The organism is Nocardioides sp. NPDC051685 (genome assembly GCF_044453405.1).
Taxonomy (GTDB): Bacteria; Actinomycetota; Actinomycetes; order Propionibacteriales; family Nocardioidaceae; genus Nocardioides.
Genome location: NZ_JBITCR010000011.1, coordinates 1 through 23,019, shown reverse-complemented (window position 1 = coordinate 23,019; position 23,019 = coordinate 1). Strand labels below are relative to the sequence as shown.

27 protein-coding genes and 1 riboswitch are annotated in these 23,019 nt (G+C 68.4%); of the genes, 14 read left to right on the top strand and 13 right to left on the bottom strand.

The genetic code is table 11. The features are described 5' to 3' along the window. Window positions 1-3: 3 nt before the first annotated feature. Genes ACIA03_RS24550 through ACIA03_RS24530 form a run of 5 tightly spaced genes read right to left on the bottom strand, consistent with a single transcriptional unit; the run spans window position 4 to window position 5,871 of the window. Window positions 4-1,014, bottom strand: coding sequence for an LLM class flavin-dependent oxidoreductase (locus tag ACIA03_RS24550; protein WP_396987421.1), 1,011 nt, complete (start codon window positions 1,012-1,014; stop codon window positions 4-6). Window positions 1,015-1,052: 38 nt separating this feature from the next. Further along, on the bottom strand, window positions 1,053-2,684 hold the full coding sequence (locus tag ACIA03_RS24545; protein WP_396987419.1) for a glycoside hydrolase family 13 protein: 1,632 nt from the start codon (window positions 2,682-2,684) through the stop codon (window positions 1,053-1,055). A 35-nt stretch (window positions 2,685-2,719) separates the two neighbouring features. Then, window positions 2,720-3,571, bottom strand: a complete 852-nt coding sequence (locus ACIA03_RS24540) for a carbohydrate ABC transporter permease (protein WP_396987417.1) — start codon at window positions 3,569-3,571, stop codon at window positions 2,720-2,722. Between the two features lie 3 nt (window positions 3,572-3,574). After that, on the bottom strand, window positions 3,575-4,528 hold the full coding sequence (locus ACIA03_RS24535; RefSeq protein ID WP_396987415.1) for a carbohydrate ABC transporter permease: 954 nt from the start codon (window positions 4,526-4,528) through the stop codon (window positions 3,575-3,577). Next, complete coding sequence (locus tag ACIA03_RS24530) at window positions 4,528-5,871, bottom strand: ABC transporter substrate-binding protein (protein WP_396987413.1); 1,344 nt, start codon at window positions 5,869-5,871, stop codon at window positions 4,528-4,530. Before ACIA03_RS24530 ends, ACIA03_RS24535 begins: the two co-directional genes overlap by 1 nt. 148 nt (window positions 5,872-6,019) lie before the next feature. Between ACIA03_RS24530 and ACIA03_RS24525 the strand changes: the two genes are divergently transcribed. Together ACIA03_RS24525 and ACIA03_RS24520 are read left to right on the top strand one after the other, a co-directional pair. Next, window positions 6,020-7,045: a LacI family DNA-binding transcriptional regulator gene (locus ACIA03_RS24525; RefSeq protein WP_396987411.1), complete on the top strand. Its 1,026-nt coding sequence runs from the start codon at window positions 6,020-6,022 to the stop codon at window positions 7,043-7,045. Between the two features lie 200 nt (window positions 7,046-7,245). Then, window positions 7,246-7,926, top strand: a complete 681-nt coding sequence (locus tag ACIA03_RS24520) for a Crp/Fnr family transcriptional regulator (protein ID WP_396987409.1) — start codon at window positions 7,246-7,248, stop codon at window positions 7,924-7,926. A 7-nt stretch (window positions 7,927-7,933) separates the two neighbouring features. On the opposite strand, the gene ACIA03_RS24515 is transcribed toward ACIA03_RS24520, so the two are convergent. Beyond that, on the bottom strand, window positions 7,934-8,551 hold the full coding sequence (locus ACIA03_RS24515) for a PadR family transcriptional regulator (protein ID WP_396987408.1): 618 nt from the start codon (window positions 8,549-8,551) through the stop codon (window positions 7,934-7,936). A gap of 98 nt (window positions 8,552-8,649) precedes the next feature. On the opposite strand from ACIA03_RS24515, the gene ACIA03_RS24510 reads away from it, so the two are divergent. The 3 genes from ACIA03_RS24510 to ACIA03_RS24500 are packed head-to-tail and all read left to right on the top strand — an operon-like array spanning window position 8,650 to window position 9,696. Next, window positions 8,650-8,787 (top strand): hypothetical protein, encoded by a 138-nt coding sequence (locus ACIA03_RS24510; protein WP_396987406.1) that lies wholly within the window; start codon window positions 8,650-8,652, stop codon window positions 8,785-8,787. A 22-nt stretch (window positions 8,788-8,809) separates the two neighbouring features. Continuing rightward, on the top strand, window positions 8,810-9,211 hold the full coding sequence (locus ACIA03_RS24505) for a cupin domain-containing protein (protein WP_396987404.1): 402 nt from the start codon (window positions 8,810-8,812) through the stop codon (window positions 9,209-9,211). A 5-nt stretch (window positions 9,212-9,216) separates the two neighbouring features. Beyond that, complete coding sequence (locus ACIA03_RS24500) at window positions 9,217-9,696, top strand: RidA family protein (protein WP_396987402.1); 480 nt, start codon at window positions 9,217-9,219, stop codon at window positions 9,694-9,696. 18 nt (window positions 9,697-9,714) lie between these two features. Here the strand turns inward: ACIA03_RS24500 and ACIA03_RS24495 are convergent, their stop codons facing one another. Then, window positions 9,715-10,749, bottom strand: coding sequence for a CobW family GTP-binding protein (locus tag ACIA03_RS24495; RefSeq protein ID WP_396987400.1), 1,035 nt, complete (start codon window positions 10,747-10,749; stop codon window positions 9,715-9,717). 77 nt (window positions 10,750-10,826) lie between these two features. Then, window positions 10,827-10,922, top strand: a riboswitch (glycine riboswitch). A gap of 158 nt (window positions 10,923-11,080) precedes the next feature. On the opposite strand from ACIA03_RS24495, the gene gcvT reads away from it, so the two are divergent. Genes gcvT through ACIA03_RS24480 form a run of 3 tightly spaced genes read left to right on the top strand, consistent with a single transcriptional unit; the run spans window position 11,081 to window position 14,013 of the window. Next, a complete protein-coding gene (gene gcvT / locus ACIA03_RS24490; protein WP_396987397.1) occupies window positions 11,081-12,184 on the top strand; it encodes a glycine cleavage system aminomethyltransferase GcvT in 1,104 nt (367 codons plus the stop codon). Between the two features lie 8 nt (window positions 12,185-12,192). Further along, the gene (gene gcvH, locus ACIA03_RS24485) at window positions 12,193-12,564 is read left to right on the top strand and encodes a glycine cleavage system protein GcvH (RefSeq protein ID WP_396987659.1); all 372 of its coding nucleotides are present in this window, start codon (window positions 12,193-12,195) and stop codon (window positions 12,562-12,564) included. Between the two features lie 42 nt (window positions 12,565-12,606). Beyond that, window positions 12,607-14,013, top strand: coding sequence for an L-serine ammonia-lyase (locus ACIA03_RS24480; protein ID WP_396987657.1), 1,407 nt, complete (start codon window positions 12,607-12,609; stop codon window positions 14,011-14,013). A gap of 33 nt (window positions 14,014-14,046) precedes the next feature. Here the strand turns inward: ACIA03_RS24480 and ACIA03_RS24475 are convergent, their stop codons facing one another. Genes ACIA03_RS24475 through ACIA03_RS24465 form a run of 3 tightly spaced genes read right to left on the bottom strand, consistent with a single transcriptional unit; the run spans window position 14,047 to window position 16,073 of the window. Then, window positions 14,047-14,859, bottom strand: coding sequence for a hypothetical protein (locus ACIA03_RS24475; RefSeq protein ID WP_396987395.1), 813 nt, complete (start codon window positions 14,857-14,859; stop codon window positions 14,047-14,049). After that, the gene (locus tag ACIA03_RS24470) at window positions 14,846-15,532 is read right to left on the bottom strand and encodes a type IV toxin-antitoxin system AbiEi family antitoxin domain-containing protein (RefSeq protein WP_396987393.1); all 687 of its coding nucleotides are present in this window, start codon (window positions 15,530-15,532) and stop codon (window positions 14,846-14,848) included. Before ACIA03_RS24470 ends, ACIA03_RS24475 begins: the two co-directional genes overlap by 14 nt. Before the next feature lie 55 nt (window positions 15,533-15,587). Further along, complete coding sequence (locus ACIA03_RS24465) at window positions 15,588-16,073, bottom strand: FBP domain-containing protein (protein ID WP_396987391.1); 486 nt, start codon at window positions 16,071-16,073, stop codon at window positions 15,588-15,590. Window positions 16,074-16,130: 57 nt separating this feature from the next. Here ACIA03_RS24465 and ACIA03_RS24460 point away from each other — a divergent pair, with 57 nt between their 5' ends. The 4 genes from ACIA03_RS24460 (at window position 16,131) to ACIA03_RS24445 (ending at window position 18,568) form a co-directional block, all read left to right on the top strand. Next, the gene (locus ACIA03_RS24460; RefSeq protein WP_396987389.1) at window positions 16,131-16,727 is read left to right on the top strand and encodes a WHG domain-containing protein; all 597 of its coding nucleotides are present in this window, start codon (window positions 16,131-16,133) and stop codon (window positions 16,725-16,727) included. Between the two features lie 33 nt (window positions 16,728-16,760). Beyond that, window positions 16,761-17,273 (top strand): hypothetical protein, encoded by a 513-nt coding sequence (locus tag ACIA03_RS24455; RefSeq protein WP_396987387.1) that lies wholly within the window; start codon window positions 16,761-16,763, stop codon window positions 17,271-17,273. Between the two features lie 82 nt (window positions 17,274-17,355). Beyond that, entirely contained in the window at window positions 17,356-17,901 is a 546-nt protein-coding gene (locus ACIA03_RS24450) for an RNA polymerase sigma factor (RefSeq protein WP_396987385.1), read from the top strand. Continuing rightward, window positions 17,894-18,568: a zf-HC2 domain-containing protein gene (locus ACIA03_RS24445; RefSeq protein WP_396987383.1), complete on the top strand. Its 675-nt coding sequence runs from the start codon at window positions 17,894-17,896 to the stop codon at window positions 18,566-18,568. Before ACIA03_RS24450 ends, ACIA03_RS24445 begins: the two co-directional genes overlap by 8 nt. A gap of 233 nt (window positions 18,569-18,801) precedes the next feature. On the opposite strand, the gene ACIA03_RS24440 is transcribed toward ACIA03_RS24445, so the two are convergent. Beyond that, the gene (locus tag ACIA03_RS24440; RefSeq protein WP_396987382.1) at window positions 18,802-19,011 is read right to left on the bottom strand and encodes a DUF397 domain-containing protein; all 210 of its coding nucleotides are present in this window, start codon (window positions 19,009-19,011) and stop codon (window positions 18,802-18,804) included. Window positions 19,012-19,474: 463 nt separating this feature from the next. On the opposite strand from ACIA03_RS24440, the gene ACIA03_RS24435 reads away from it, so the two are divergent. Continuing rightward, window positions 19,475-20,710, top strand: coding sequence for a helix-turn-helix domain-containing protein (locus tag ACIA03_RS24435; RefSeq protein WP_396987380.1), 1,236 nt, complete (start codon window positions 19,475-19,477; stop codon window positions 20,708-20,710). Here ACIA03_RS24435 and ACIA03_RS24430 read toward each other — a convergent pair whose 3' ends face one another. Continuing rightward, window positions 20,711-21,283 (bottom strand): NUDIX hydrolase, encoded by a 573-nt coding sequence (locus ACIA03_RS24430; RefSeq protein WP_396987378.1) that lies wholly within the window; start codon window positions 21,281-21,283, stop codon window positions 20,711-20,713. Window positions 21,284-21,402: 119 nt separating this feature from the next. Between ACIA03_RS24430 and ACIA03_RS24425 the strand changes: the two genes are divergently transcribed. Beyond that, window positions 21,403-22,239, top strand: a complete 837-nt coding sequence (locus ACIA03_RS24425; RefSeq protein WP_396987376.1) for an alpha/beta fold hydrolase — start codon at window positions 21,403-21,405, stop codon at window positions 22,237-22,239. Here the strand turns inward: ACIA03_RS24425 and ACIA03_RS24420 are convergent. Further along, window positions 22,201-22,857, bottom strand: coding sequence for an HAD family hydrolase (locus ACIA03_RS24420; protein WP_396987374.1), 657 nt, complete (start codon window positions 22,855-22,857; stop codon window positions 22,201-22,203). The two genes, ACIA03_RS24425 and ACIA03_RS24420, sit on opposite strands and share 39 nt — an antisense overlap. Between the last annotated feature and the right edge of the window lie 162 nt (window positions 22,858-23,019).

Genomic DNA, 23,019 nt, shown 5'->3' with positions numbered 1-23,019 from the left:
TGCCTACACCCGGGCGGTCATGATCTCCGTTGTCATGATCTGGGCGAGCGCGGCGTCGGAGGCGAGCTGGGCGTCGCGGTCGTAGGTCGAGGTGAACGCGAGGAGCTCGTCGGCGCCGGTGGTCTCGGCCAGTCGGTCGATCCGCCTGCGAACCGTGTCCGGGGAGCCGGCGGTGGTCCGCGCGAGATGCGCCTCGACCCGCTCGCGGACCTGGTTGGTCCATGTCTGTGACCGGATCGCGGCGACCGGCTCGAGCGGACCGAACTCGCCGGTCTGCCGCGACCGGGCCATCGCCCACGCCTCCGGTAGCGCGAGCTCCGCCGCCTCGGCGTCGGTGTCGGCGACGAGCACGTCGACCGAGATCGTCACCGAAGGCTCGGTCGCTCGCGAGGAGGGCCGGAAGTCTTTCCGGTACGCCCTCAGCAGCTCGTCCAGCCGCGGGCTGTCCAGCACCGGACCGCCCACGACGACCGGCAGCCCGAGCTCTGCCGCGAGGGCGACTCCGCGCCCGGTCGCCAGCACGAACATCGGGATCCGGTGGGCGGCCGCCGGGCGCGCGGTGACCGCGGCGGTGTGGTCGAGATAGTCGCGCAGCTCCCCGATGTCCTCGGCGAACGTGTCCGGGTCGTCGAGATCCTGCCGCAGCGCGCGGCGTACGGGTGCGGTGAAGCCCAACGTACGTCCCAGGCCCAGGTCGATCCGGCCGGGATAGAGCGCGTCGAGCATGAGGAACTGCTCGGCCACGACCAGCGGCTGGTGGTGGGGCAGCATGACGCCGCCCGAGCCGAGCCGGATCGTGGAGGTGTGCGCGCCGAGCGCGCCGAGCAGCACCGGCGGCGACCCGGACGCGATCCCCGGCACCGCGTGGTGCTCGGCGACCCAGAACCGGTGGTAGCCGAGCTGCTCGGCCGCCACTGCCCGCTCGATCGTGTGGGTCAGCGCAGCTGCCTCGGGATGACCCACCCGCGTACGGGAGCGGTCCAGCATGGAGAGTCTCACAGCAGACTCAACCACGCCGGAACCCCGACACTTCCCCCATCCGTGGCCAACGCTCAGGTCGGCGTCTCGCTGCTGAGGAACCACACGGTCGTGTTCGGTGGCAGCTGGTGGCCATCGATCGGCGTGCTGGCGAAGAGGATCGTCCCTTCGGGCAGGGGCACCGGCTGTGGTCCGAAGTTGGTGATGCAGTGCCAGCCCTCGGGTCGAATGAAGTGGAGCACCTGAGGTCGGGGCTCGCTGTGCCAGGCGAAGCCGCGAGCTCGCAGCTTCGACCGGAGCGCGAGCGCACGTCGGTACATCTCGAGGGTGGAGTGGGGGTCGGCCTCCTCGACGGAGACGGAAGACTCGGCGAACCACTGGGGCTGTGGGAGATGCGGAGTCCCGCGCGAGAAACCGAACGACGGCCCGGCACTGGTCCACGGGATCGGAACCCGGCAGCCGTCGCGGCCCTTCCGTGTGCCCCCGGACCGGCGAAACTCGGGATCGTCGATGACCTCTGCGGGGAGGTCTCCGACCTCGTGCAGGCCGAGCTCTTCGCCCTGGTACAGGTAGACCGAACCGGGCAGCGCCAGCGTGAGCAGGGTCGCGGCCCTCGCGCGTCGAAGCCCGAGGTCGCGGTCGAGCGGTGGCACGGTGCCGTCGCTGAGCAGCCAGGCGGCAGCCGCCTTCCGCGGACTTTCCTCGGCGCCCGGCAGCCCGTAACGGGTTGCATGGCGTACGACGTCGTGGTTGGACAGCACCCAGGTGGTGGAGGCCTCGGCGTTCTCGATGACCTGCCGGTTGATGCGGGTGCGGAACTCCTCGGCGTCCCAGGCGGCCTCGAGGAGGTCGAAGTTGAACGCCTGGTGGAGCCTGTCGGAACGTACGTACCGGTGCCGGCGCGAAGGCGCGACACAGGCCTCCGCCACGGCCATTCGCGGCGGGTCGTAGTCGTCGAGGACTCGCCGCCACTCGATGTAGATGTCCTGCACCTCGTCGCGGTCCCACAGCGGGTGGGCACCGTCGGCGTCGGCCAGGTCGGGGAGCTTCGCCGTGGGCGTGAACGGCTCGGTGAGGTCCTTGGCGAGTCCGTGAGCAACATCGATACGGAACCCGTCGACGCCACGGTCGGCCCAGAAGCGCAGCGTGGCGAGGAAGTCGGTACGCACCTCCGGGTTGTCCCAGTTCAGGTCGGGCTGCTCGGGCGCGAACATGTGCAGGTACCACTGGCCGTCCGGAACCTGGGTCCAGGTGGGCCCGCCGAAGATGGACTCCCAGTCCGACGGTGGGTTGGCCCCGTCCGGGCCGGTGCCGTCACGGAAGACGTACCGGTCACGAGCCGGCGAGCCCTTGGGGGAGGCCAGGGCCTCGGTGAACCAGGCGTGCCGGTTGGAGGTGTGGTTGGGGACGATGTCGATGATCACCCTGATCCCGGCGCGGTGGAGCGCGGTCACCATCTCGTCGAAGTCGTCCAGGGTGCCCAGCCGGGGGTCCACGTCGCGGTAGTCGTCGACGTCGTAGCCGCCGTCGGCCAGAGCCGAGGGGTAGAACGGGCTCAGCCAGACCGCGTCGATGCCGAGGAGGGTCAGGTAGGGGACGCGGGAGGTGACACCGCGGAGATCGCCCAGGCCGTCGTCGCCGGAGTCGGCGAAGCTGCGGGGATAGATCTGGTACACGGCGGCATCGGTCCACCAGTCGGAGTTCATGGCAATAGTCCTTGTGTGGTTGAGTTGGAGGCTGGTCATCCCTTGGTGGCTCCCTGGAGGAGGGCCTTGGTGAACTGGCCCTGGAGCAGCAGGAACACGATGATCGTGGGCGCCATGAGGAGCAGCGCGCCCGCGTTGAGCAGCACGATGTCGGTGCTGTACTTGGACTGGAACGCCTGCAGGGCGCCGGCCATCGTGCGCTTGTTGGGGTCGTTGACCAGGACCAGGGCGAGCAGGAAGGTGTTCCAGGTCGACAGGAACATCAGCAGCACCAGCGAGGTCACGGCCGGCGTGGCCAGAGGCAGATGGACGTGTCGCAGGGCTTTCCACGGTCCGGCGCCGTCGAGCGAGGCGGCCTCGGTCAGCTCTGCCGGGGAGTTCACGAAGTGAGCTCGCATCCAGAACACGGCGAACGGCATGTTCAGGCCGATCAGCGGCAGGATGAGACCGAGTTGGCTGTCGAGCAGACCGAGCTGGTTGACCTGCTGGTAGAGCGGCACGATCACGATCTCGTAGGGGAGCGTGAGCGTGAGCAGAAGGAGGAGGTAGAACGCTCGGCCCAGTGGGATCCTGAGCACGGTGATGGCGTACGCCGCCATGGTCGCGATGAGCACGGAGAGCGGCACCACGCCGAGCACGATGAGAGTGCTCGACTTCAGCAGCGTGGTGACGTTGGCGACGGTCCAGGCGTCGACGAAGTTGTGCCACTGCGGGTCGGACGGCCAGGACAGGCCGTTGGGGATCGTCCCCTGCGGCGCCAGCGCCGCCGAGAGCATGCTGACGAGCGGAACGATGGAGTACAAGCCCGCGATGAGGATCAGGGCGATGCCGGGGCCCCGGTGGCGGAGCGTGGGTGCGCGAAGTACGGACGGTGTTACGACGGCCACGGGTCAGTCCTCTCGGAAGAGACGTTGGAGCGGTAGGACGATGGCGACGATGAGCAGCGCCAGGACCACGGCGAGGGCGGAGGCATCACCGAGCCGGCTCTCGTTGAAGGCGAGCTCGTAGACCTTGACGCCCGGGACCATGGTGGCGCCGCCGGGGCCGCCTTGGGTTGCCAGGTAGACCACGTCGAAGCTGGCAAGTGCACTGATGATCGTGACCGTCGTGCACACCCCGATCTCCTGCTTGAGGCCGGGGACGGTGATGTGGCGGAAGCGTGCGACCGCTCCGGCTCCGTCCAGCCGCGCCGCCTCGTACAGGTGGGCTCCGATCTTGCCCACACCCGACATCAGCAGCAGGGTGCAGAACCCGGTCGACAGCCAGGTGCCGATGAACCCGACCGCCACCAGCGCCCAGTCGAAGTCGCCCAGCCAGGCGCGAGTGAACCCGCCGAGGCCGATCAGGCGCAGAACCTGGTTGACGACACCGTTGTCGGCGTACATCCATGTCCAGGCCACGCCCGCTGCGGCCCCGGGGATGATCTGGGGGAGGAACAGCACGGTGCGCGCCAATGCCCCGGTGAACCGGCCCTGGATCGACTGCATCGTCGCTGCCGCCACCAGGCCGAAGCAGACGGGGAGGGCGGTGAAGAACAGGATCAGGACGAGCGCATGGAGCAACGGTTCCAGCAGATCGGGGTCGGTGACGATGGCACGGTAGTTCTCCAGCCCGACCCAGGTGGACGGACCGATGCCGTTCCAGTCGTAGAGGGAGAACCAGACCGACCGGAGGATCGGGCTCAGGTTGAAGAACCCGTAGAAGGCCAGGGCGGGGAGCGCGAAGAGCCAGCCGCTCCAGCGCTTCGCCGTCGAACGACTCCGCGGGCGCGGGCGGGCCCGTCGTCCCGGCTCGGTGATCCTCACTGGCGGTGTGGTCGGGGCGGGTGCGCTGACGTCGGTCATCATCGGTCCTGCAGGCCTCGCTCGTAGGACTTCTGAAGGTGCTCGACCACGTCCTCGGGGTCGGCCTTGCCGCTGACGAGCAGCTGTAGCTGTGCCGACAGCTCGGTGTTCACCGCAGGTACGGAGTTCTGGATCCAGGTGAAGAACCCCTCGGACGCGGTCACGGCGGCGTATCCGGCTCGGATCTGGCTCTCGACGTCGGACTCCAGGCTCAGCGGGGTCTGGTCGGTCGCGTCTGCTGCCGCGTACCCGTTGTCGGTCGCGACCGCGGCGGCCTCAGGGGTGGTGAGGAAGTCCAGGAACAGAGCAGACGCATCCTTGTTGTCCGAGCGTGAGGCGATGGAGAAAGCCAGCGTGTTGGCGGTCATACTGATGATCGGGCCGCCGGCCTCGACGGGCGGGATCGGGAAGATGCCGTACTTGCCGTCGAAGGACGCCGGCAGCGCTTGTGTCATCCAGGTTCCCTGGACCATGAACAAGCCCTTGCCCGCGGCGAACCGGCCGTAGGACGCGTCCTGGTTGATCGCGTTGGCGTCTGCGTTGAAGTAGCCGGCGTCGGCCCACTTCTGCAGGCGGGCGGTGGCCTCGGTCGCCTCCGCGGTGTCGAGAGAGGCGCCGGGCTTGCGCCACGCCACGTCCAGAACTGACTGCGCCCCCATGTAGTTGCCCAGCAGGAGGTTGTACAGATGCCCGATGAGACCGTCGGCGTTGGAAGCGACGATCGGCGTGATGCCCATCGCCTTGGCCTTCGCCATCACCGCCTCCCACTCATCGAGGGTCTGCGGGATGTCCGACATCCCGACCTTCTCGGCCAGCTCGCGGTTGTAGAACACCCCCGTCAGCGGGCCCGCCGCGCCACCACCGACGTAGAGGGATCCGGTGCCGGTCTCGCCGTCGCGGACGCGTCCGGCGTCGAGAACGCTGGCCGGCACCTTCTGGCTCCACCCGTACGCGTCGTCATAGGCATCCAGGTTGGTGACGAGCCCGTCGCGGACCGCGCCGTTCAGGTCCCCCACGACGGCGAGGTCCGGCGGGCTGTCGGAGGCGAGCAACCGGGGGAGCACCGTGTTGTAGTTGTTGTCGGCCTCGACCTGGAGCTCGACCGTGATGGCCGGATACTTCTTCATGAAGGCGTCTGCCAGGGCCTGCTGGTAGTCCTTGAGGCCGGCACCGGTGAAGAGCGTGATCGTCGCTTCCTGATCGCCGACGTCGGTTCGTACGCTCGTCGGACTCGCATCCGTCGCAGGCGCCTCGCCGCCTGGCCCGGCGCACGCCGACATCGACGCCACCGCGACCATCGCAGCTGCCACCCCCAGGGCCCTCAATCTTCGCATCGGCCTCATGTCCGCTCCTGTCTGCCGGGCTGGAATCGTTTCCAGTCATAACTGTGATCCCAGTCACGTCATCTTGTCAAGGCCGGAAGTGTGAGCATGAATGTGGTGACGGTGATCTCCTGGAAACGTTGCCAGTCGATCGCGTATCATGCTCGACATGGACTCTGAGCAGCCGCGCGAGCTGACGTTGGCCGACATCGCTCGGATAGCCGGGGTGGGCCTCGGGACCGCGTCACGGGCGCTCAGCGGCATGCCCAATGTCTCTCCCGCGACACGGCAGAAGGTTCTGGAGGTCGCGAAGAAGCACGCCTACGTCGTTTCCCCTGATGCCTCGAGGCTCAAGAAGGGGTCCACGGGCCGGGTCGCGGTCGTGGCGCCGCATCTCTCGCGCTGGTTCTTCGGTGCGATCCTCGAAGGCATCGAGTCAGTGCTGCGCGAGTCTCAGTTCGACGTACTGCTCTACCACGTGGGCAACCTGGAGGACCGCAGGTCCTTCTTCGAGCGGCTACCCGCCCGGAGAAAGGTCGACGCCGTTGTCGTCGTGGGTTTCCCGGTCGAGGAGGCCGAGCGCCGGAGCCTCGAGCTGATGCTTGGTGTCCAGGTCATCGCCGCCGGGGGCCAGCACGAGGTCTACCCGCACGTCTGCATCGACGACCTCAAGGCCGGCAGCCAGGCGATGGGGCATCTGCTCGGGCTCGGCCACCGGCGGATCGCGATGATCGAGGCGATTGACCCCGACCAGCCTCGCCAACCCTCCGGGCGAAGTCGCGCCTACCATCTCGCCCTGGCCGACGCGGGGATCGAGCCCGACCCGACGTTCGTGGTCACCACCGACTGGGGTGGCGAGGAGGGCGCCGCGGCGATGGCCCAGCTGCTCTCATCGTGCGAGCTCCCCACCGCCGTCTATGCCCACTCCGACGAGGTCGCGTTCGGTGCCATGCGCACCATCCGGGACGCCGGTCTGCGGATTCCCGAAGACATCTCCATCATCGGCATCGACGACCATCCCCACGCCAGCCTCCTGCACCTGACCACCGTCAAGCAGGACGCTCGCCTACAGGGCGTTCTCGCTGCCCAGATGCTCTTGGGCATCTTGCGCCACGAGGAAGGCACGGCGCTGTCCGTCACGGTCGACACCCAGCTGGTGATCCGTCGGACCACCGCTGCTCCGCGGCCTGCCTGAACGAGCAGTCATGCGTGGGCGGATGGCGGAGCCTGATGCATCCGGCGAGGCGGCGTTGGATCCGGATGAGTCGTATCTGCTCCGGTGTGGCGAAGAACGCACTCGACAGGGGTGCGATGCGGGCCACACATGCGCTGTCAAAGCCCCGGATCTGGCTAGGCTGATGTCTTCGGTAAAGCGATGACAGGAGCGGCTGGGTAATGGATCAAGACGTGCTTCGGCACGCACCGCTTTTCAGCGAGCTGGACGACGAGTCGATGACGGCGATGCTCGCGATGATGGATCGGACACGCCTCCGGCGTGGCGAGGTGCTGTTCCACGAGGGAGACGCCGCCGACCGGCTCTACGCGGTCGTGAACGGCAAGGTGAAGCTGAGCCGTGCCTCGGCCGGCGGGCAGGACAGCCTGCTGGCGATCCTGGGGCCCGGCCAGGTGTTCGGCGAGCTGTCGCTCTTCGACCCGGGCCGACGCTCCTCGACGGTCACGGCCGTCACCGACGAGGTCGAGCTCGCCTCGCTGTCGCACGACGACCTCCTGCGTCTGCTCGACGGACGCCCGAGCGTGACCCGCGGCCTGCTTGCGCTGCTGTCGGGTCGCCTGCGCCGGGCCAACGACGTGATCGGCGACCTGGTCTTCGCCGACGCGCCCCGCCGGGTGGCCAAGGCGCTGCTGGATCTCGCCGAGCGGTTCGGTGAGAAGACCGAGGAGGGCGTCCACGTACGCCACGACCTGACCCAGGAGGAGCTCGCGCAGCTCGTCGGGGCGGCTCGGGAGACGGTCAACAAGGCGCTCGCCGACTTCGCGGCCAAGGGCTGGGTCAAGCTCGAGTCACGAGGCGTGATCATCACCGACATGGAGCGGATCGTCCGTCGAGCCGGCTGAGGCGGCGTCATCGGGCCAGTTCGGCTACCTCGCGCAGGGCGGCGATCGCTTCGGTCTCGGCGGGCTGAGGAGAGGTGTCCGGCCAGTCCTCGACCATGCGTTGAGCCCATTCGGACCACCGGATGACCGTTTCGGTCTGGTCCCACATGAACCGGAACACCAGCGCGTTGACGTGCAGCCGGTCCGGGAACGGGCCGCCGGTCTCGACCAGGTCGGCCGCCAGCGCGGCGTGATGGTCGCGGGCTGCTTCAGCCTCCTGGCGGATCGAGCGCAGCGTGGCGAGCAGCTCGTCCTTGCCGCCCTGCTCGGCGAACAAGACCTTGACCAGTCCCTCGAACTCGACCAGCGGCATCGTGCCGGGTTGCGCGAGCCAGTGGCGGAGCTCGGCACGGCCGGATTCGGTGATCCGGTAGACATTTCGAGGCCGGCGTCCGACGTACTCACGTGTGGATTCCGCCCAGCCCAGGGCGACCAGCTTCTTCGGTTCCTCGTAGATGTGGCTTTCGGCGCGCGGCCAGTAGTACCGGATGCTGCGTCGCATCTGCTGCGCCAGCTCGTAGGTCGACCAGCTGCGGAGGGCTAGCAGGCCGAGAATCACGTAGCTCGTGGTCGTTGCTTTTCGCACTTGACGATACTCCAAACTGGAGGGTACATTTCCTCTAGTTTGGAGTATAGGCGACATCACGAGACTCCCCACCCGAACACCTTTGAACCTGCGGATGCATGACGCGGAGCGGGACGCGCCTCTACGAGCGGATCGGTTTCCATCGGGCCGCGGAGTACGACATCGAGACCGGTGACATGTCCGGTGACCGGCCTCTTCCGCCGGACGTGACCTCGGGGCGCAGGCGTTCCGGCTGACACTCGACAAGGAGTGATCATCATGGACAGATGTGTCCTCATTCAGTCCAGCGACGGCGCGCCGGGCGCGACCGGGGTCACCTACGCCGCCGGGGTCTCCGCAGTAACAGCGGGCTCCCGAGGGCTCTGCCTCGAGCTGGCTACGCTCCCGCCCGAGACCGTCGCGAACGCGCATATGCATGCCGAGCACGAGTCCGCCGCCTACGTGCTCAGCGGTGAGCTGACGTTGCGGTTCGGCAGCCGGCTGGAGCACGTGATCGTCGGACGTGCGGGCGATTTCCTCTACATTCCGGCTGGTGTACCCCACAGGCCGGCCAACGCGAGTACCACAGCCCCAGTCGTCGCCGTGCTCGCGCGAACGGACCCCAACGAGCAGGAGAGCGCGATCGTCATGCCCGAGCTCGACGCCCTCCCCGAGGAGTGATTGCGATGAAGATCGAAGCCAAGCTCGACGAGCTGGGCCTGCGGCTGCCCGCCCCTTTAGTCGCGCCGCCGGGCATCGTGTTGCCCTTCGCCTGGGTGCGGACACGGGGAAACCGCGCCTACATCTCCGGGCACGTCCCGCTCAACGACGACGGCACACTGGCGCAGCCGCTGGGCAAGGTCGGGACCGACGTGAGTCCAGAACAGGGCTACCAGGCGGCCCGGCTCGTCGCGCTCGCCCACCTGGCCAGCCTGAAACGGGAACTCGGCGACCTCGACCGCGTCACTGCGTGGCTCCGGGTGTTCGCCATGGTCAACGTGGCCGCGGGATTCAACGCCACGCCGAAGGTCACCAACGGCTACTCTGACCTGATCCTCGAGCTCTACGGGCCCGAAGTCGGCAGGCACGCCCGGTCGTCGATCGGTATGGCGATCCCGCTCAACGCCCCGGTCAACTGCGAGGCCGAGGTCGAGATCGACGGCTGATCACGCCGAGCCACCTGGTCAGAGGCTGACGCGGATCAGCTGGCGCAGCCGGCGAAGGCCCTCGGTGCTCGGTCGTTCGGCCGGGGCGAGGGCATCCGCGAGGCGATCGCGGACCGCGTCGGTCTCGAGCTCCAGGCCGATGGCCACGAGCTCGCTCGCCGTGCTGGGCGTCCGCGCCGCGGCGACGTGGGCGCTGCGGCCGACCAGATTCACCTGGTAGCTGCGCGGGCCCTGCCCGGTCGCGACAGCGACGGTCCCCTTGACCCGGTACGCCGTCGCCGGCGGCTCCTCGAGCAGGTCGAGCAGCCGGGCCGGCTCGATGGTGCCCGGGGTCGTCACGGTGACCGCCCGGGCATGCTGATGGGCCTCGTGCGAAGCGGCCGCCTCGCGCAGCAGCGCGGCGATGGGCAGCTCGTCGGGCGGGTCCTCGCTCACCGCGGCGTCGTAGACGAGTCGCGGGTCGATGCGGCCGCCGACGGCGTACGCGATGTGGACCTCCGGGTTGTGCTCCCGCACGCGCTGCTCGATGCGGGCGAGCATCTCCTCCCGGTCATGGGCCGGCACCAGGTCCGTCTTGTTGACGACCACCAGGGTGGCCGCCGCGAACCGGACCGGTGCCGGGCCCCGCCCGTCGTCGAGGGTGTCGAAGTAGGCGGCGGCGTCGACGACCTCGATGAGTCCTCCGCGGCGTACGCGCTCGACACCGCTGAACCGGACCAGCTTGGCCAACGTGCCGGGCTCGGCGATCCCGCTGGCCTCGACGATGACGACGTCGAGCGCGAGCCGCGGGTGGGTCAGCTTCTCCAGGGCGTCGTCGAGGCCGCCGGCGTCGGGCAGGCAGCACAGGCAGCCGCCGGCGATCGAGGCCGGCTCGTCGATCTGTCCGGTGACGAGCCCGGCGTCGACGTTGATGTCGCCGAAGTCGTTGACGACCACGCCCACCCGGGCGCCGGGCTGGCGCAGCAGATGGTTGAGCAGCGTGGTCTTCCCGGACCCGAGATGGCCGGTGAGGATGACCACGGGGACCCGGGTGCTGGCGTTGGTCGGTGGCACCGAGCCATCGTAGGTCGTCATCTTGACGGCCGAGGTGGCCAGACCTAGGTTTGCCGCACAACTTCACATCCGCCGTTCGAACTGCAGCGGGAGAGTCCTCGCCCATCCCGGGTGAGGCGCCGAAGGAGCAAACCTCCCCAGAATCTCTCAGGCCCCATGACCGCTGTGGTGAGGCGACCTCTGGAAAGACAGGATCCGATCGATCCTGCACCCACGGTGCAAACCGCCCCAGTCGGGCGGTGAAGCTCTCAGGTAGCGATGACAGAGCGGGGAGGTCACCCGTCCACGGGTGCCGCTGTCGGCACCCACCACCAGGGAGCCTCCCGCACACATGACCTCACCCGTCCCTACCCCTCTGCACGAGATCCACCAGGCGCTCGGCGCCTCGTTCACCGACTTCGCCGGCTGGAGCATGCCGGTCCGGTACGGCTCGGAGACCGCCGAGCACCATGCTGTCCGCACCACCGCGGGCCTCTTCGACCTGTGCCACATGGGCGAGATCGAGGTGACCGGGCCCGAGGCCGGGCGCGCCCTCGACCATGCCTTGGTCGGCCGGCCGTCCGCGATCGGCATCGGCCGCGCACGCTACTCGATGATCTGCGCCGAGGACGGCGGCATCATCGACGACCTGGTCGTCTACCGGCTCGCGCAGGAGCGCTACCTGGTCGTCGCCAACGCCAGCAACGTCGGCGTGGTGGCTCCGGCCCTGGTCGAGCGTTCCCAGGGGTTCGATGCCGTGGTCCACGACGCCTCCGCGGAGTGGGCCTTGATCGCGGTCCAGGGACCGGCATCGGCGGCGATCGTCGCGGCGCTGACCGAGCTGGACGTCCCGTCCCTGCGCTACTACGCCATCGACGCCGGCACGGTCGCCGGCGTCGAGGCCCTGCTCGCCCGCACCGGCTACACCGGCGAGGACGGCTTCGAGATCTACTGCGCGCCTTCGTCGGCCACTGCTGTCTGGGAGGCGATCACCGAGGCCGGTACGCCGCACGGGCTGCAGCCCGCCGGACTCGCCTGCCGCGACACCCTCCGGCTCGAGGCCGGCATGCCGCTCTACGGCCACGAGCTGGACCGCGACACGACCCCCTTCGAGGCCGGCCTCGGCCGGGTCGTCTCCTTCGACAAGCCCGACGGCTTCGTGGGGGAGGCCGCCCTGGCCGTACGCCGCGACGAGGGCCCGCGCAGCGTGCTCGTCGGCCTGGTCGCGGCCGGGCGCCGGTCCCCGCGGGCCGGCTACGCCGTCGTCGACCCGGCCACCGGCGACGAGGTCGGTGTGGTGACCAGCGGGTCCCCGTCCCCAACGCTCGGTCGCCCGATCGCGATGGCGTACGTCCGGCCGTCCCTCGCGACTGCCGGCACCAAGGTCCAGGTCGTCGTGCGCGGCAGCCACGAGGACGCCGAGATCGTCGACCTTCCCTTCTACTCCAAGAAATGAGCACAGCCATGACCAACCCGACCCACCTGTCCTACACCGCCGAGCACGAGTGGCTCGAGACCCGCGGCGACGTCGCCCGCGTCGGCGTCACCGCCTTCGCCACCGAGGCGCTGGGCGACATCGTCTTCGTCGAGCTGCCCGAGGTTGGCAGCAAGATCACCGGGGGAGAGAGCTGTGGCGAGCTGGAGTCGACCAAGTCGGTCAGCGACCTGTTCGCGCCCGCCGACGGCGAGGTGCTCGAGGTCAACGCGGCCGTCGTCGAGGACCCCGCGCTGATCAACAGCGACCCGTTCGGCGCCGGCTGGCTCTTCGAGATGCGCGTCTCGGGCGCCCCCGAGCTGCTCGACGCCGCGGCCTACGACGCTCTGATCGAGGAGTGAAACGCCGTGACCGCTGACCTCAGCGGGACCCCGGTCGTGGCGATGACCTTGAGCACCTTCGACCTGTATTCGATCGGCATCGGGCCGTCCTCCTCCCACACCGTCGGACCGATGCGCGCCGCGAAGACGTTCGTCGACGGCCTCGTCGCGGACGGTCTCTCGGACGCGGTGACGCGGGTGAAGGCCGAGCTCTACGGCTCGCTCGGCGCCACCGGTCACGGGCACGGCTCGGAAGGCGCGGTGCTGCTCGGCCTCGAGGGGGAAGAGCCAGCGACGGTCGACACCCGGGCCTCGTCCGCGCGGGTGGCGGCCATCAGGGAGCGCGGAGAACTGTCGTTGGGCGGCCACCGGCTGATCCGTTTCGAGGGCGACACCGACCTGGTGATGCATCGGCGCAAGAGCCTGCCGGGCCACCCCAACGGCATGGTGTTCACCGCGTACGCCGCTTCGGGGGAGGTGCTGCGCGAGCGGACCTACTACTCCGTGGGCGGCGGCTTCGTGGTCGACGAGCACGCGGTGGGCGCCGCCCGGGTCGTGCCGGACCACTCGCCCGTCCGCTTCCCCTTCACCACCGGAGCCGAGCTGCTCCGCACCTGCGAGCGTGAGGGGTTCCGGGTCTCCGACCTCATGCGCGCCAACGAGCTGACCTGGCGTACGCACGACGAGATCCGCGCCGGTCTGCTCGAGATCTGGCGGGTGATGGCGGACTGCGTGCAGGCCGGCTGCGACCGCGACCCGGTCACTGACGGCGTACTTCCTGGTGGTCTTCGGGTCCCGCGCCGGGCGCCGCTGCTCTACCGCGACCTGGCGTCCGGGGCCGGTGCCCAGGATCCCTTCCGGGTCATGGACTGGGTCAACCTGTTCGCCCTGGCGGTCAACGAGGAGAACGCCTCCGGCGGCCGGGTCGTCACCGCTCCCACCAACGGCGCGGCCGGCATCGTGCCCGCCGTCCTGCACTACTGGGTACGCTTCGTGGCGCCCGAGGCCGGCCTGGACGAGGCCGCGATCGAGGACGGCATCGTCCGGTTCCTGCTCACCGCGGCCGCGATCGGGATCCTGTGCAAGACGAACGCCTCGATCTCGGGCGCCGAGGTCGGCTGTCAGGGTGAGGTCGGCTCCGCCTGCGCGATGGCGGCCGGCGCCCTGTGCGAGGTGCTGGGCGGCACCCCGGAGCAGGTCGAGAACGCCGCCGAGGTCGGCATCGAGCACAACCTCGGCCTCACCTGCGACCCGGTCGGCGGCCTCGTACAGATCCCGTGCATCGAGCGCAACGCCATCGCCAGCGTGAAGGCCATCAACGCCGCCCGCCTCGCCCTCAACGGCGACGGCTCCCACAAGGTCAGCCTGGACAAGGCGCTCAAGACGATGCGCGAAACCGGTGCCGACATGAAGGTCAAGTACAAGGAGACCTCCCGCGGCGGTCTTGCGGTCAACGTCATCGAGTGCTGAGACGAGACGGCCACGAGGTCTTCTCCGTCCGGGTCAGCCCCCGGTGAGGATCTCCAAGGCCATCGCGGCGTCGATCCGGTGCTGGCCGGTCAGTGCGGTCCAGGAGATGTCGTCTGGGGTGAGCCGGGTGCGTAGGGCCTGGAGCCGGGATCGGTCGGAGCCGGTGAAGCCCTCGCGCTCGGCGAATGGGTCCTCGATACAGGCCAGCAGGACCACAGCGTCGCGCAGATGTCGGTCAGGGTCGCGGGAGTCGGTCTTATAGGCGGCAGCTTTCAAGATGAGTGCACCGAACGCGCCGGGAACCGAGACTGTGGTGATGGTGCCGGGCTCGATCTCCAGACGCGCGTTGATGGTGCGCCGCAGAGCCTGCGTGCCGCCCTCGATGCGGACCATGTCGCGTCCAGCGAGCCGTTCGGTGACCTTCGGAGCGTGGTGGTCGGAGACCAGGACGTCGACTACCTCCTCCGGCTCCTCATCGTGACGGCCGGCGACCAGATCGATCTTGCTGCTGCCACGGTAGAAGCGGTGTGCGGTGTTGTCACGCGGATCGACGGCCGAACGAAGGTTGTAGCCGAGTGAGCGCAGCGCGCTCGCGGTCTCGGAGACGACGCCGCGGGAGGTCTCGATGTGCAGCACGATATCGACATCGTTCGTCGGGCGCAGGATGCCTAGGCCGTGGTGGATGGAGTGCAACTGGGTCATCAGACCTCCGACCAAGGTCCACTTGTCGGTTGGCAGCACCGCGGCGATCTCGGCGACGTTCGGCCACGGGTCGGGCCAGCCGCCGACGGCGGTGGCGATGTCGACTGTGGGGCGCTCGATGCCCAGATGCTTACGGTCTGACATTCTCGCGGAACAACTCCAACCGGCGGTTCAGAACTTGCTCTCCTACGCCGCGTTCACGCGGGTCGAGCGAGGTGGCGGCGTCGACGGCGGCGAGCGTCCTGTTGAAGGCTGACAAGTAGTTGATGAAGTCGATGTCCATGTGGGTATAGCGCAGTGTGATGGACCCGGTGCTGTCCTCGCCCAAGTGGCAGCGGCGCACGAGGTCTGCGATCAAGTCTGCATGGATGTAGCCGTCGACGACGGTCTCGTCCTCGACGAGCCCAAGCCGCTGGCGGCCGGGGACGACGAGCTCCTCGCGGACGCGCCCGATGACGGAGCGGTGGCCCGACCAAGTGGTGACGGTCGCGCGGTCGCGCAAGCGGATGGCCAGTTCGGCCGGGTCGGTGATCTCCCGCAGGGTGGCGCGGAGCCGGTACGTCTGGACATCGCCGAGGTCCCTCGGGGCCGCGCCGGAGAGCATTGCGATCGCCCCCCACGCGGTGCGCTCAGCCCAGGTCCGGGTGAGCCGCGAACCGCGCTCAGCGCGATAGCGCTCCACCGAGGTGCGGTCGAAGATGCCGCGGGCGACGCGGGTGATGGACCCCGTCTCGGCGAGGGCGCGGACTTGGCGCGCCTCGACGCCCAAGAGGTCGGATACCTCTTGGGTCGTCAGGAAGTCGCCCCTGATCGCCATAACAGAATACTGCCTCTTCCGGTTGTTATCTGTAAACCGGGGCGCAGTCAGGATCTCAGGCGGGCCGAAGCACCCGCGCGACGAATGAGTCGAGGTTGCCGAGCAGCCGGTCGACCTTCTGCTCGACGCTGAGGGTCTCGTGGATGACCGGGGTGTCGAGCTTGCGCTTGCCGCGCGCCTTGAGGGAGCAGTCGAGGTCGGCGCAGATGTAGGTGCCGACCGAGTTGCCGTCCTGGCCCGCACGACCGGCGCGCGAGGCGACCAGCAGTGCGACGTCACCGACCGTGGTGCACAGCGCACACATCGTCTTGCGTGGCCCGCGTGACTCGCGCGAGGCCCGCAGCGCGACGCCGCAGAGCCGGCCGTCGTGCTCGGTGACGAGGTAGTGGTTCTGTGGCGCCTTCGGGTCCTGCCAGCCGAGGTAGTCCAGGTCGTCCCACGGCCGTTCGGCCAGGTCAGCGGGGAGGTTGAGGCGCTTGGTCGCGCCCTTGGTGAGGTTGACGAACGAGGCGCGTACGTCGGTCTCGGTCAGCGGCTTCATGCCGACGATGCTAGGTTTCCTACAACGCGTAGGCAAATGGTTATCGGGAGGAATCCGATGGGTCGTCCTGGGTTGAACCGGACCGACGTGATCGCGGCCGCCGCCGACCTGGCCGACGAGCTGGGCTTCGACGCCGTCACGGTCTCGGTCCTGGCTCGGCGGCTCGGCGTCAGGTCGCCCACCCTCTACTCCCACCTCTCCGGCGGCACCGACCTCCGCGCCGCCGTCACCGCCCACGTACTCAACGAGCTTGCCGACACCACGACCCAGGCGATGACCGCAGGGGAGGGCCGCGACCGCCTCTTCGCCTTCGCCAACGCGATCCGTGACTTCGCCCGCCGCTCACCCGGCCGGTACGACGCCACCACCCGCCAGCGCATCCCACCCGCCCCGGACGCGGCCTCGGCCCCGCCGTCGGTGGACGATGCGATCGCCGCCGGCCGCCGCAACGCCGACCTCGCCCTCACGGTCGTCCGCAGCTACGGAGTGGCTGAGCCCAACGAGACGTACGCCGTCCGGCTGATGTCCAGCCTCATCCACGGCTACATCACCCTCGAGCTCGCCGGCAGCTTCGCCCATAGCGACCCGTCGAGCGAGACCACCTGGCCCGAGGTCCTCGACGACCTGGACCGCATCCTGACGCAGCAACGATGAATCCCGTGGGGCGGGTCGGCCCGTATACCTGGTATGAGACCTTCGACTTCGCACCTGGCAAGGGCCGTGGTCGCGGCTGCCGCCACAGCACTTCTCGCCGCAGGCTGCGGCAGCGACGACGGCGGCGGGGGATCGGCACTCGTCGCGTCGGCGAAGGTCGACGGAACCGACGTGCTCACCGATGCCGACGGGCACACGCTCTACACCGCCGAGGTCGAGAAGGACGGGAAGATCCGCTGCGTCGACGCCTGCACGGAGTTCTGGAAGCCGGTCGTCGCGTCCGCCGCCGATGTGGACGCGGCGAACTCCGCGCTGGGCGACGAGTTCGGGACGGTGGACCGACCCGACGGGAAGTCCCAGCTGACCCACGAAGGCCTGCCGTTGTACACCTTCGCCGAGGAGGGCGCCGGCGAGCTCAAGGGTGACGGCTTCACGGACGACTTCCAGGGCACCCAGTTCGTGTGGGCGGCGGCGCGGACCGACGGGTCCGAGACCCCCTCGAAGTCGTCGACGCCGGATGACAACGGCGGTGGCTATGGCTACTGACGGGAGTACGGTCATTGGGTGGCATCGCGACGCGGGACCGCGGAGATGACCATCCGTCGTACGGCCGGAGGGTAGGACCGGCGTGGGGGCCGTGTCGGACGAGTCGCTGCTGGCCGCGATGGCCGGTGGCGACCAGGATGCGGCCGCCACCTTCGTACGCCGCCATCAGGCTCGCGTCTACGGCCTCGCCCTCACCATCGTCCAGCAGTCCGCCCTCGCCGAGGACGTCGCCCAGGACACCTTCGTCAAGGCGTGGCGGCACGCTGCCACGTACGACCCTCGACGCGGGCCTGCCGCCACCTGGCTGCTGACCATCACCCGGAACGCAGCGATCGACGCCATCCGCTACCGCCACGACGATCCGATGGACCCGGATCTGCTGGTGGCCCTGCTGACCGTACGAGACGAGAGCGACGCGAGCGATGACCCGGACACCACCCTCGCCCTGCGGCAGGCGCTGGCGGAGCTCCCGTCCGAGATGGCCGCTCCGATCGTGCTGATGACCTACTTCGGGCTGACGGCGCGGGAGATCGCCGCTCGCGACGACATACCGGCCGGCACGGTGAAGACCAGGGTCCGCCGAGGTCTGCAGAGGTTGCGGCAACGAATGGGGGTGCGCGATGCCTGAGTCCGAACGCTGCCGGGACGTGCGAGAGCTGATCCCGGAGCTGGCGATGGGGGTGGCCTCCGGCGAGTCGCGGGCTCGTGGGTTGGCGCACCTTGCCGACTGCGTGAGCTGTCGACGCGAGCTCGAGGAAGTCTCAGGCACTGTCGACGCTCTGCTGCTGCTCGTTCCGGAGCGCGAACCGCCCACCGGTTTCGACGTCAGAGTTCTGGCGGCGCTGGATCAGCGTGCCCCTCGGCACAGGCTGCGCAACAGCCTGCTCGTCGCGGCGGCGATGGTGCTGGTCGCGACCCTCGCCGCCGGCCTCACCTGGTGGCGCGGCGCGGACGACCGCGAGGTCGCCGACGACTACCGCAGCGTGCTCACCACCGCCGACGGAAGCTACCTCCGCGCCGCTGACCTTCATCTCGACGGTGCCGACGCCGGAACCGTCTTCGCCTACCAAGGACGGCCATCGTGGCTGTTCATGTCCGTCGAAGACGCCCCGAACGGCACCTACCACGTACGCCTCATCGGCACCGACGGCCGCGCCCGGTGGCTCGGGACGTGCACCGTCCGAGACGGCACGGGCTCCTGGGGTACGTCCGTCGACCTGCCCATCCGCTCCGTCGACCGCGTCGAGATGTTCGGAACCCGCCTCCCGACCATCGTCGCGAGTCTCCGAGGTTGAGAACCGGACCGGTGTCCGTCGAGTGGATCAGTTGAGTCAATCGCGGCGTAGGTCTCTGGCGTCTGCCAGGCTGCGCAGGCCCGCGTTCAGGATGGGTCGGTGACCAAGGCACGTACGCGCCTTGGGCGAGAACCAGGACCGCCAGCAGGACATACAACGCAGCACACCGGGGTGCTCTGGGTCTACCTCAACGCTGCCGCTGCACTGCGGGCACTGGTCCATAGCGGAACTCCCTACGGCTTGACGTCGAACTCGCCCACCTTCGCACCGGTCAGGAAGTCTGTCCACTCAGCCGTCGTGAACTCGACAGTCTTGCCGTTCGTCGAGTTGCGGACCGCCACCGTGCCCGGACGGTTGGTCGCGACTTCCACACACCGAGGGTCGTTGTTGTCGTAGGAGCACGCGGTGGACGTACGGAACTTGAACTCGGGGAGTGCGGTCATGCGCGTACCTTTCGAAGGTTCTGCTCCGGGGAGACGGTCCCCGCGCCGCTTGTGCGACTGTCGACGGCCTCGTTGACGGGCCTGTATGAACCCAATGCCGCAAGCCTTCTGCGCTCCTCAGGAGACAACTTCAGGCATGGAGGGTGCTTCTCCTCTCTTGGCCAGCGCAGGCCGCACGTGCCGCATGTCGTCGGGTCCTGGTCCATCCCCTGAGTCCTGTCTCGTAGACAAAGTGCTGGCACCCGGAACGCCGCTGGCCCGCAAAGTCGGGATTGTTGGAGGCGATCCCTTTACCGGCAGCGCCCCGGGGTGAAACAAGCCTGTTGGACGTGCGGGGCACGGGCAGGTGGGGGCAACCCACCGCCTCAGGTGGGGGGATTTCCCCTGGTCACATCGGTGGTGAGACGCCACCGCCGCGCCCTATCCTGGAGGTGGTCCCAATCTCGTGATGAAGGCAAGGCCTATGCCGAATCAGCCGAACCCCGACGAACTCGCCGCCCGCGTCATTGGTGAGCGCATCCAGAACATCCGCACTCGCACCGGCCGTACCCGGGCCGTCATCGCTGGTCTCGTCGGTCGGTCTGAGGACTGGCTCCGCGATGTGGAGAAGGGCCGGCTCCAACATCCTCCTGGCCTTGAGATGCTGCTCAAGATCGGGCAGGCCCTCGGCGTACGCGACCTGACCGAGATCACAGGGGAGCACCAGTTGCTGGTTGGCATCTCGCGCCGTGCCGGACACCCTGTTGTGCCCGCGATCCGTGAGGCCATTGAAGGCGTGGATCTTCGTCCTACCCCTTCGCCCATCGACACGAATGAGCTTGCCGCGCGCGTCGAGCGCGCATGGAGGCTTTGGCACACCTCGAAGACGCCCCGCGCTGACGCAGGGGCAATGCTCCCCGAGCTGATCACGGATGGGCGACGTGCGTTGCGGACCCTGGAAGGGCAGGAACGACGCGACGCCGCCGCCGCGCTCTCCGGTGCCTACGCGTTGGCCGAGCAGGTGTTGGCTTGGGTTGCCGATGCTCCACTGCTTTGGCTTGCCGCTGACCGGTGCATGGCTGCCGCAGAGATCGCTGATGACCCGGTGACGCTCGCGTCGGCGTCGTGGGTGCTCGGTAACGTCTGGCGCTCGACAGGACGCGAGGAAGACGCCTACAGGCTCGCATCGGATGCCGCGGCACTGCTCGAGCCGCACCTGGACGGCAACGAAGACGCCCAGGCAATGTGGGGTGCCTGCCAGTTGCACGGGGCAATCACCGCCGCCCGGATCGGTCGCGAAGGTGATGCGCTCCGCGGGATCGACCAGGCAATGACAATGGCGCGCGCGATGCCTGAAGGCTCCGCGCACCCGTGGACCCTGTTCGGTGTGGCGAACACCGACATCAGCGCCGTGTCAGTACAGGTCGACCTACGCAAGTCCGGGGGAGCGCTGGACGTAGCGAACGCGATCGCCCCTGACGCAGTGCCTTCAATGGATAGGCGGGCGCGCCTATGGCTCGAACTGTCCCGGGCGTACGCCCAACAGCGAGACTGGATAGGCAGCCTTGGCGCGCTCCGCACCGGCACCGGCATCAGCGAGGAGTCAATGCGTAGCCACCCATTGGCGCGGTCGCTGGCGTCCGAGTTGGTGACGCATGGCGGTCGGCTCAATGAGCGTGAGTCGCGAGCCCTCGCATCCAGGCTCGGAGTCACTGCTTAATCAGGGCAGCTGGGAACGAAGCTTGCCCTCAGCGCGAGCCAGCAGCAGCTTGTACAGCGGAGCGACCGAGCCTGCACCGATGATCTTGCCCTCGGCGATCAGTCCCTCGATCTCGTCCAGCGGGATCCAACGGACCGTATCGGTCTCGTTGACGTCGGGAGCCGCACCGGTGTCCGCGGCCCCACGTGCCAGATAGATGAGGTTCGGCTGGTCGACGGTCCCGACCAGCGGCTGGAACTCCAGGAACTTCTCGATCGTGCGTGGCTTCCAGCCGGTCTCTTCCTCGGCCTCACGCAGGGCAGCGACGTGCAGCTCCTCGCCATCATCGAGGTAGCCACCCGGCAGCTCCCACACCCACCGGTCCTGGATGAACCGATGCCGCCACATCATCAGCACGCGCTCGGAATCATCGACCATGAGCACGAGGACCGCTGCGGGAATCCGCATCACCCACTGATCGAAGAGGGTCCCATCAGGAAGCTCGACGCTCGCCCGGCTGAGCACCATCTTCAGCTTGTCGTCGACGACCTCCTCGCCATGGATGATCCACTGGGTCGCGCTGCGCTCGGCCATGATCCTCAACCTATCGTCCGTCGCGCAGCGATTTCGTCTGCCACCGGATCGCTTCCTAATCACACCCGGTGTCAGTGAATCAGGCGGTGTCGAGGACAAGATCGCCGTAGCATCGGCGCATGCCTGCCGGACTGTTGAGTATCGGGGACTACAGCCTCAGCGTGGATGCCATCACCGATGGACGAGAGGGCGCAGCGGTCGTCTTTGTCGCGGGCACTGGAGGCGACAGCGCCGACAGCTTCGCTGCGGTAACAGCGCTGCTCGATGACCTGCCGCTCGTCTGCTATGCCCGGCCCGGCCTGGGAAGGAGTGAACCCGCGCCGGTGACGACCCCGCGGGGAGTGCGCGCGGCGGCGCAGGAGTTGCACGCTCTGCTCCGCGCAGCCAAGATCCCGGCGCCGTGGGTGCTCGTCGGCCATTCCTACGGTGCGCTGATCTGCGAGGTCTTCGCTGCCGAGTGGCCGGAGGACGCCGCGGGGCTGGTTCTGGTCGATGGCAGCGATGCCCAGCTCAACATCGATCTCGGTCGGCCCCTGGTCGATGACGGCGACGAGCCCGGGACCATCCCCTTCGACAGTGTGGTGGTCGCTGCTGACATGTTCCGGGCCCGCCGTGCCGCGACCACACGTCCAGTGGCGGTCGTAGCTAGCCGTCCTGGGCGCTGGCTCGACGTCGCGCCCGCTGATGACTGGCACCCCCTCACCCTCGCCGAGATGGATGACCGCTGGCAGGCCCATCAGGCCGCCTCCGCCCATCGCCTGGGCGGCGACCTCTTTACCGCCGAGGTCGGTGGTCACCACGTACAACGCGATGCCCCGGAGCTCGTCGCCAAAGCCATCCGGCGTGTCTACGACCGCCTCGGAGCCACCGGTCGGCAGGGCGATTTGGTGGGAGCGAGTCCGACTTGCGGGTCCGGATTACTGACGGTCGTTGAGCGCTGCGATCCGCTCGGGTAACTCGGCCAGTGTCGAGATCCGGATCGTGGCGACCTCGTCCGCCGCAGGGTCGTGCTCTTGGATCACGCCCCACGGACCGCGTCGTATGAGCGCGGTCGCCATCCCGGTCCAGGCAGCCGGTCTGATGTCGTTGTCGAGCCGGTCACCGACGTAGAGGATCTCTTCAGCAGAGTGAGGCGCGGCCTCGATGACATGCTCGAAGAAGGATAGATCCGGCTTGCTCGCACCCCAGTCATCCGAGGTCGCGACCATGTCCACGGGAAAGTCCAGCTCCCGCAGGATCCGACCAGCGTTGACGGTCTGATTGCCGGCAAGCCCCAACCACAACCCAGCAGCCCGGAGCTCTTTCAGAGCAGGCCGTACGTCGGGATAGATATCGTCCTCCCCGAACCGCTCGGGCTGCCCAGCCTCATCCCGCTTCCGCCGCTCCGCGGTCAGATCAAATCCCGGTCGAAACACCTGGAACGTCTCGCGATAGTCCAGCCCCCGCGCGATGACAGCCCCGAACACCGCAGAGAACGTGTGCCGCGGCACCCCCAGCCAGTCCGCCCAGGTGCCGTACTCCCGAGTTTCGTTCACCAGGCACTCGCCAACGTCGAACACCACCGCACGAATCATGGACCCGGATCCTTCCATACGAAGCGCCGGGCGCACTGGGATGAGCGTTGTCCGGGGCTGCGTCATACGCGGCTACTAGACACTCGACTGCAGGATCGGTGTCTGGCCAGACTCGGTCCAGGTGATCGGCGGGCAGCTCTCTATGCGGCTGCCCACCGGCTA

Excerpts from the sequence above, each read along its gene's own strand:
- ACIA03_RS24545 (WP_396987419.1), bottom strand. The coding sequence starts at position 2,684 with ATGAACTCCGACTGGTGGACCGATGCCGCCGTGTACCAGATCTATCCC.
- ACIA03_RS24535 (WP_396987415.1), bottom strand. The coding sequence starts at position 4,528 with ATGACCGACGTCAGCGCACCCGCCCCGACCACACCGCCAGTGAGGATC.
- ACIA03_RS24530 (WP_396987413.1), bottom strand. The coding sequence starts at position 5,871 with ATGAGGCCGATGCGAAGATTGAGGGCCCTGGGGGTGGCAGCTGCGATG.
- ACIA03_RS24525 (WP_396987411.1), top strand. The coding sequence starts at position 6,020 with ATGGACTCTGAGCAGCCGCGCGAGCTGACGTTGGCCGACATCGCTCGG.
- ACIA03_RS24520 (WP_396987409.1), top strand. The coding sequence starts at position 7,246 with ATGGATCAAGACGTGCTTCGGCACGCACCGCTTTTCAGCGAGCTGGAC.
- ACIA03_RS24510 (WP_396987406.1), top strand. The coding sequence starts at position 8,650 with ATGACGCGGAGCGGGACGCGCCTCTACGAGCGGATCGGTTTCCATCGG.
- ACIA03_RS24505 (WP_396987404.1), top strand. The coding sequence starts at position 8,810 with ATGGACAGATGTGTCCTCATTCAGTCCAGCGACGGCGCGCCGGGCGCG.
- ACIA03_RS24500 (WP_396987402.1), top strand. The coding sequence starts at position 9,217 with ATGAAGATCGAAGCCAAGCTCGACGAGCTGGGCCTGCGGCTGCCCGCC.
- gcvT (WP_396987397.1), top strand. The coding sequence starts at position 11,081 with ATGACCTCACCCGTCCCTACCCCTCTGCACGAGATCCACCAGGCGCTC.
- gcvH (WP_396987659.1), top strand. The coding sequence starts at position 12,193 with ATGACCAACCCGACCCACCTGTCCTACACCGCCGAGCACGAGTGGCTC.
- ACIA03_RS24480 (WP_396987657.1), top strand. The coding sequence starts at position 12,607 with ATGACCTTGAGCACCTTCGACCTGTATTCGATCGGCATCGGGCCGTCC.
- ACIA03_RS24475 (WP_396987395.1), bottom strand. The coding sequence starts at position 14,859 with ATGTCAGACCGTAAGCATCTGGGCATCGAGCGCCCCACAGTCGACATC.
- ACIA03_RS24470 (WP_396987393.1), bottom strand. The coding sequence starts at position 15,532 with ATGGCGATCAGGGGCGACTTCCTGACGACCCAAGAGGTATCCGACCTC.
- ACIA03_RS24465 (WP_396987391.1), bottom strand. The coding sequence starts at position 16,073 with ATGAAGCCGCTGACCGAGACCGACGTACGCGCCTCGTTCGTCAACCTC.
- ACIA03_RS24460 (WP_396987389.1), top strand. The coding sequence starts at position 16,131 with ATGGGTCGTCCTGGGTTGAACCGGACCGACGTGATCGCGGCCGCCGCC.
- ACIA03_RS24455 (WP_396987387.1), top strand. The coding sequence starts at position 16,761 with ATGAGACCTTCGACTTCGCACCTGGCAAGGGCCGTGGTCGCGGCTGCC.
- ACIA03_RS24445 (WP_396987383.1), top strand. The coding sequence starts at position 17,894 with ATGCCTGAGTCCGAACGCTGCCGGGACGTGCGAGAGCTGATCCCGGAG.
- ACIA03_RS24440 (WP_396987382.1), bottom strand. The coding sequence starts at position 19,011 with ATGACCGCACTCCCCGAGTTCAAGTTCCGTACGTCCACCGCGTGCTCC.
- ACIA03_RS24435 (WP_396987380.1), top strand. The coding sequence starts at position 19,475 with ATGCCGAATCAGCCGAACCCCGACGAACTCGCCGCCCGCGTCATTGGT.
- ACIA03_RS24430 (WP_396987378.1), bottom strand. The coding sequence starts at position 21,283 with ATGGCCGAGCGCAGCGCGACCCAGTGGATCATCCATGGCGAGGAGGTC.
- ACIA03_RS24425 (WP_396987376.1), top strand. The coding sequence starts at position 21,403 with ATGCCTGCCGGACTGTTGAGTATCGGGGACTACAGCCTCAGCGTGGAT.
- ACIA03_RS24420 (WP_396987374.1), bottom strand. The coding sequence starts at position 22,857 with ATGATTCGTGCGGTGGTGTTCGACGTTGGCGAGTGCCTGGTGAACGAA.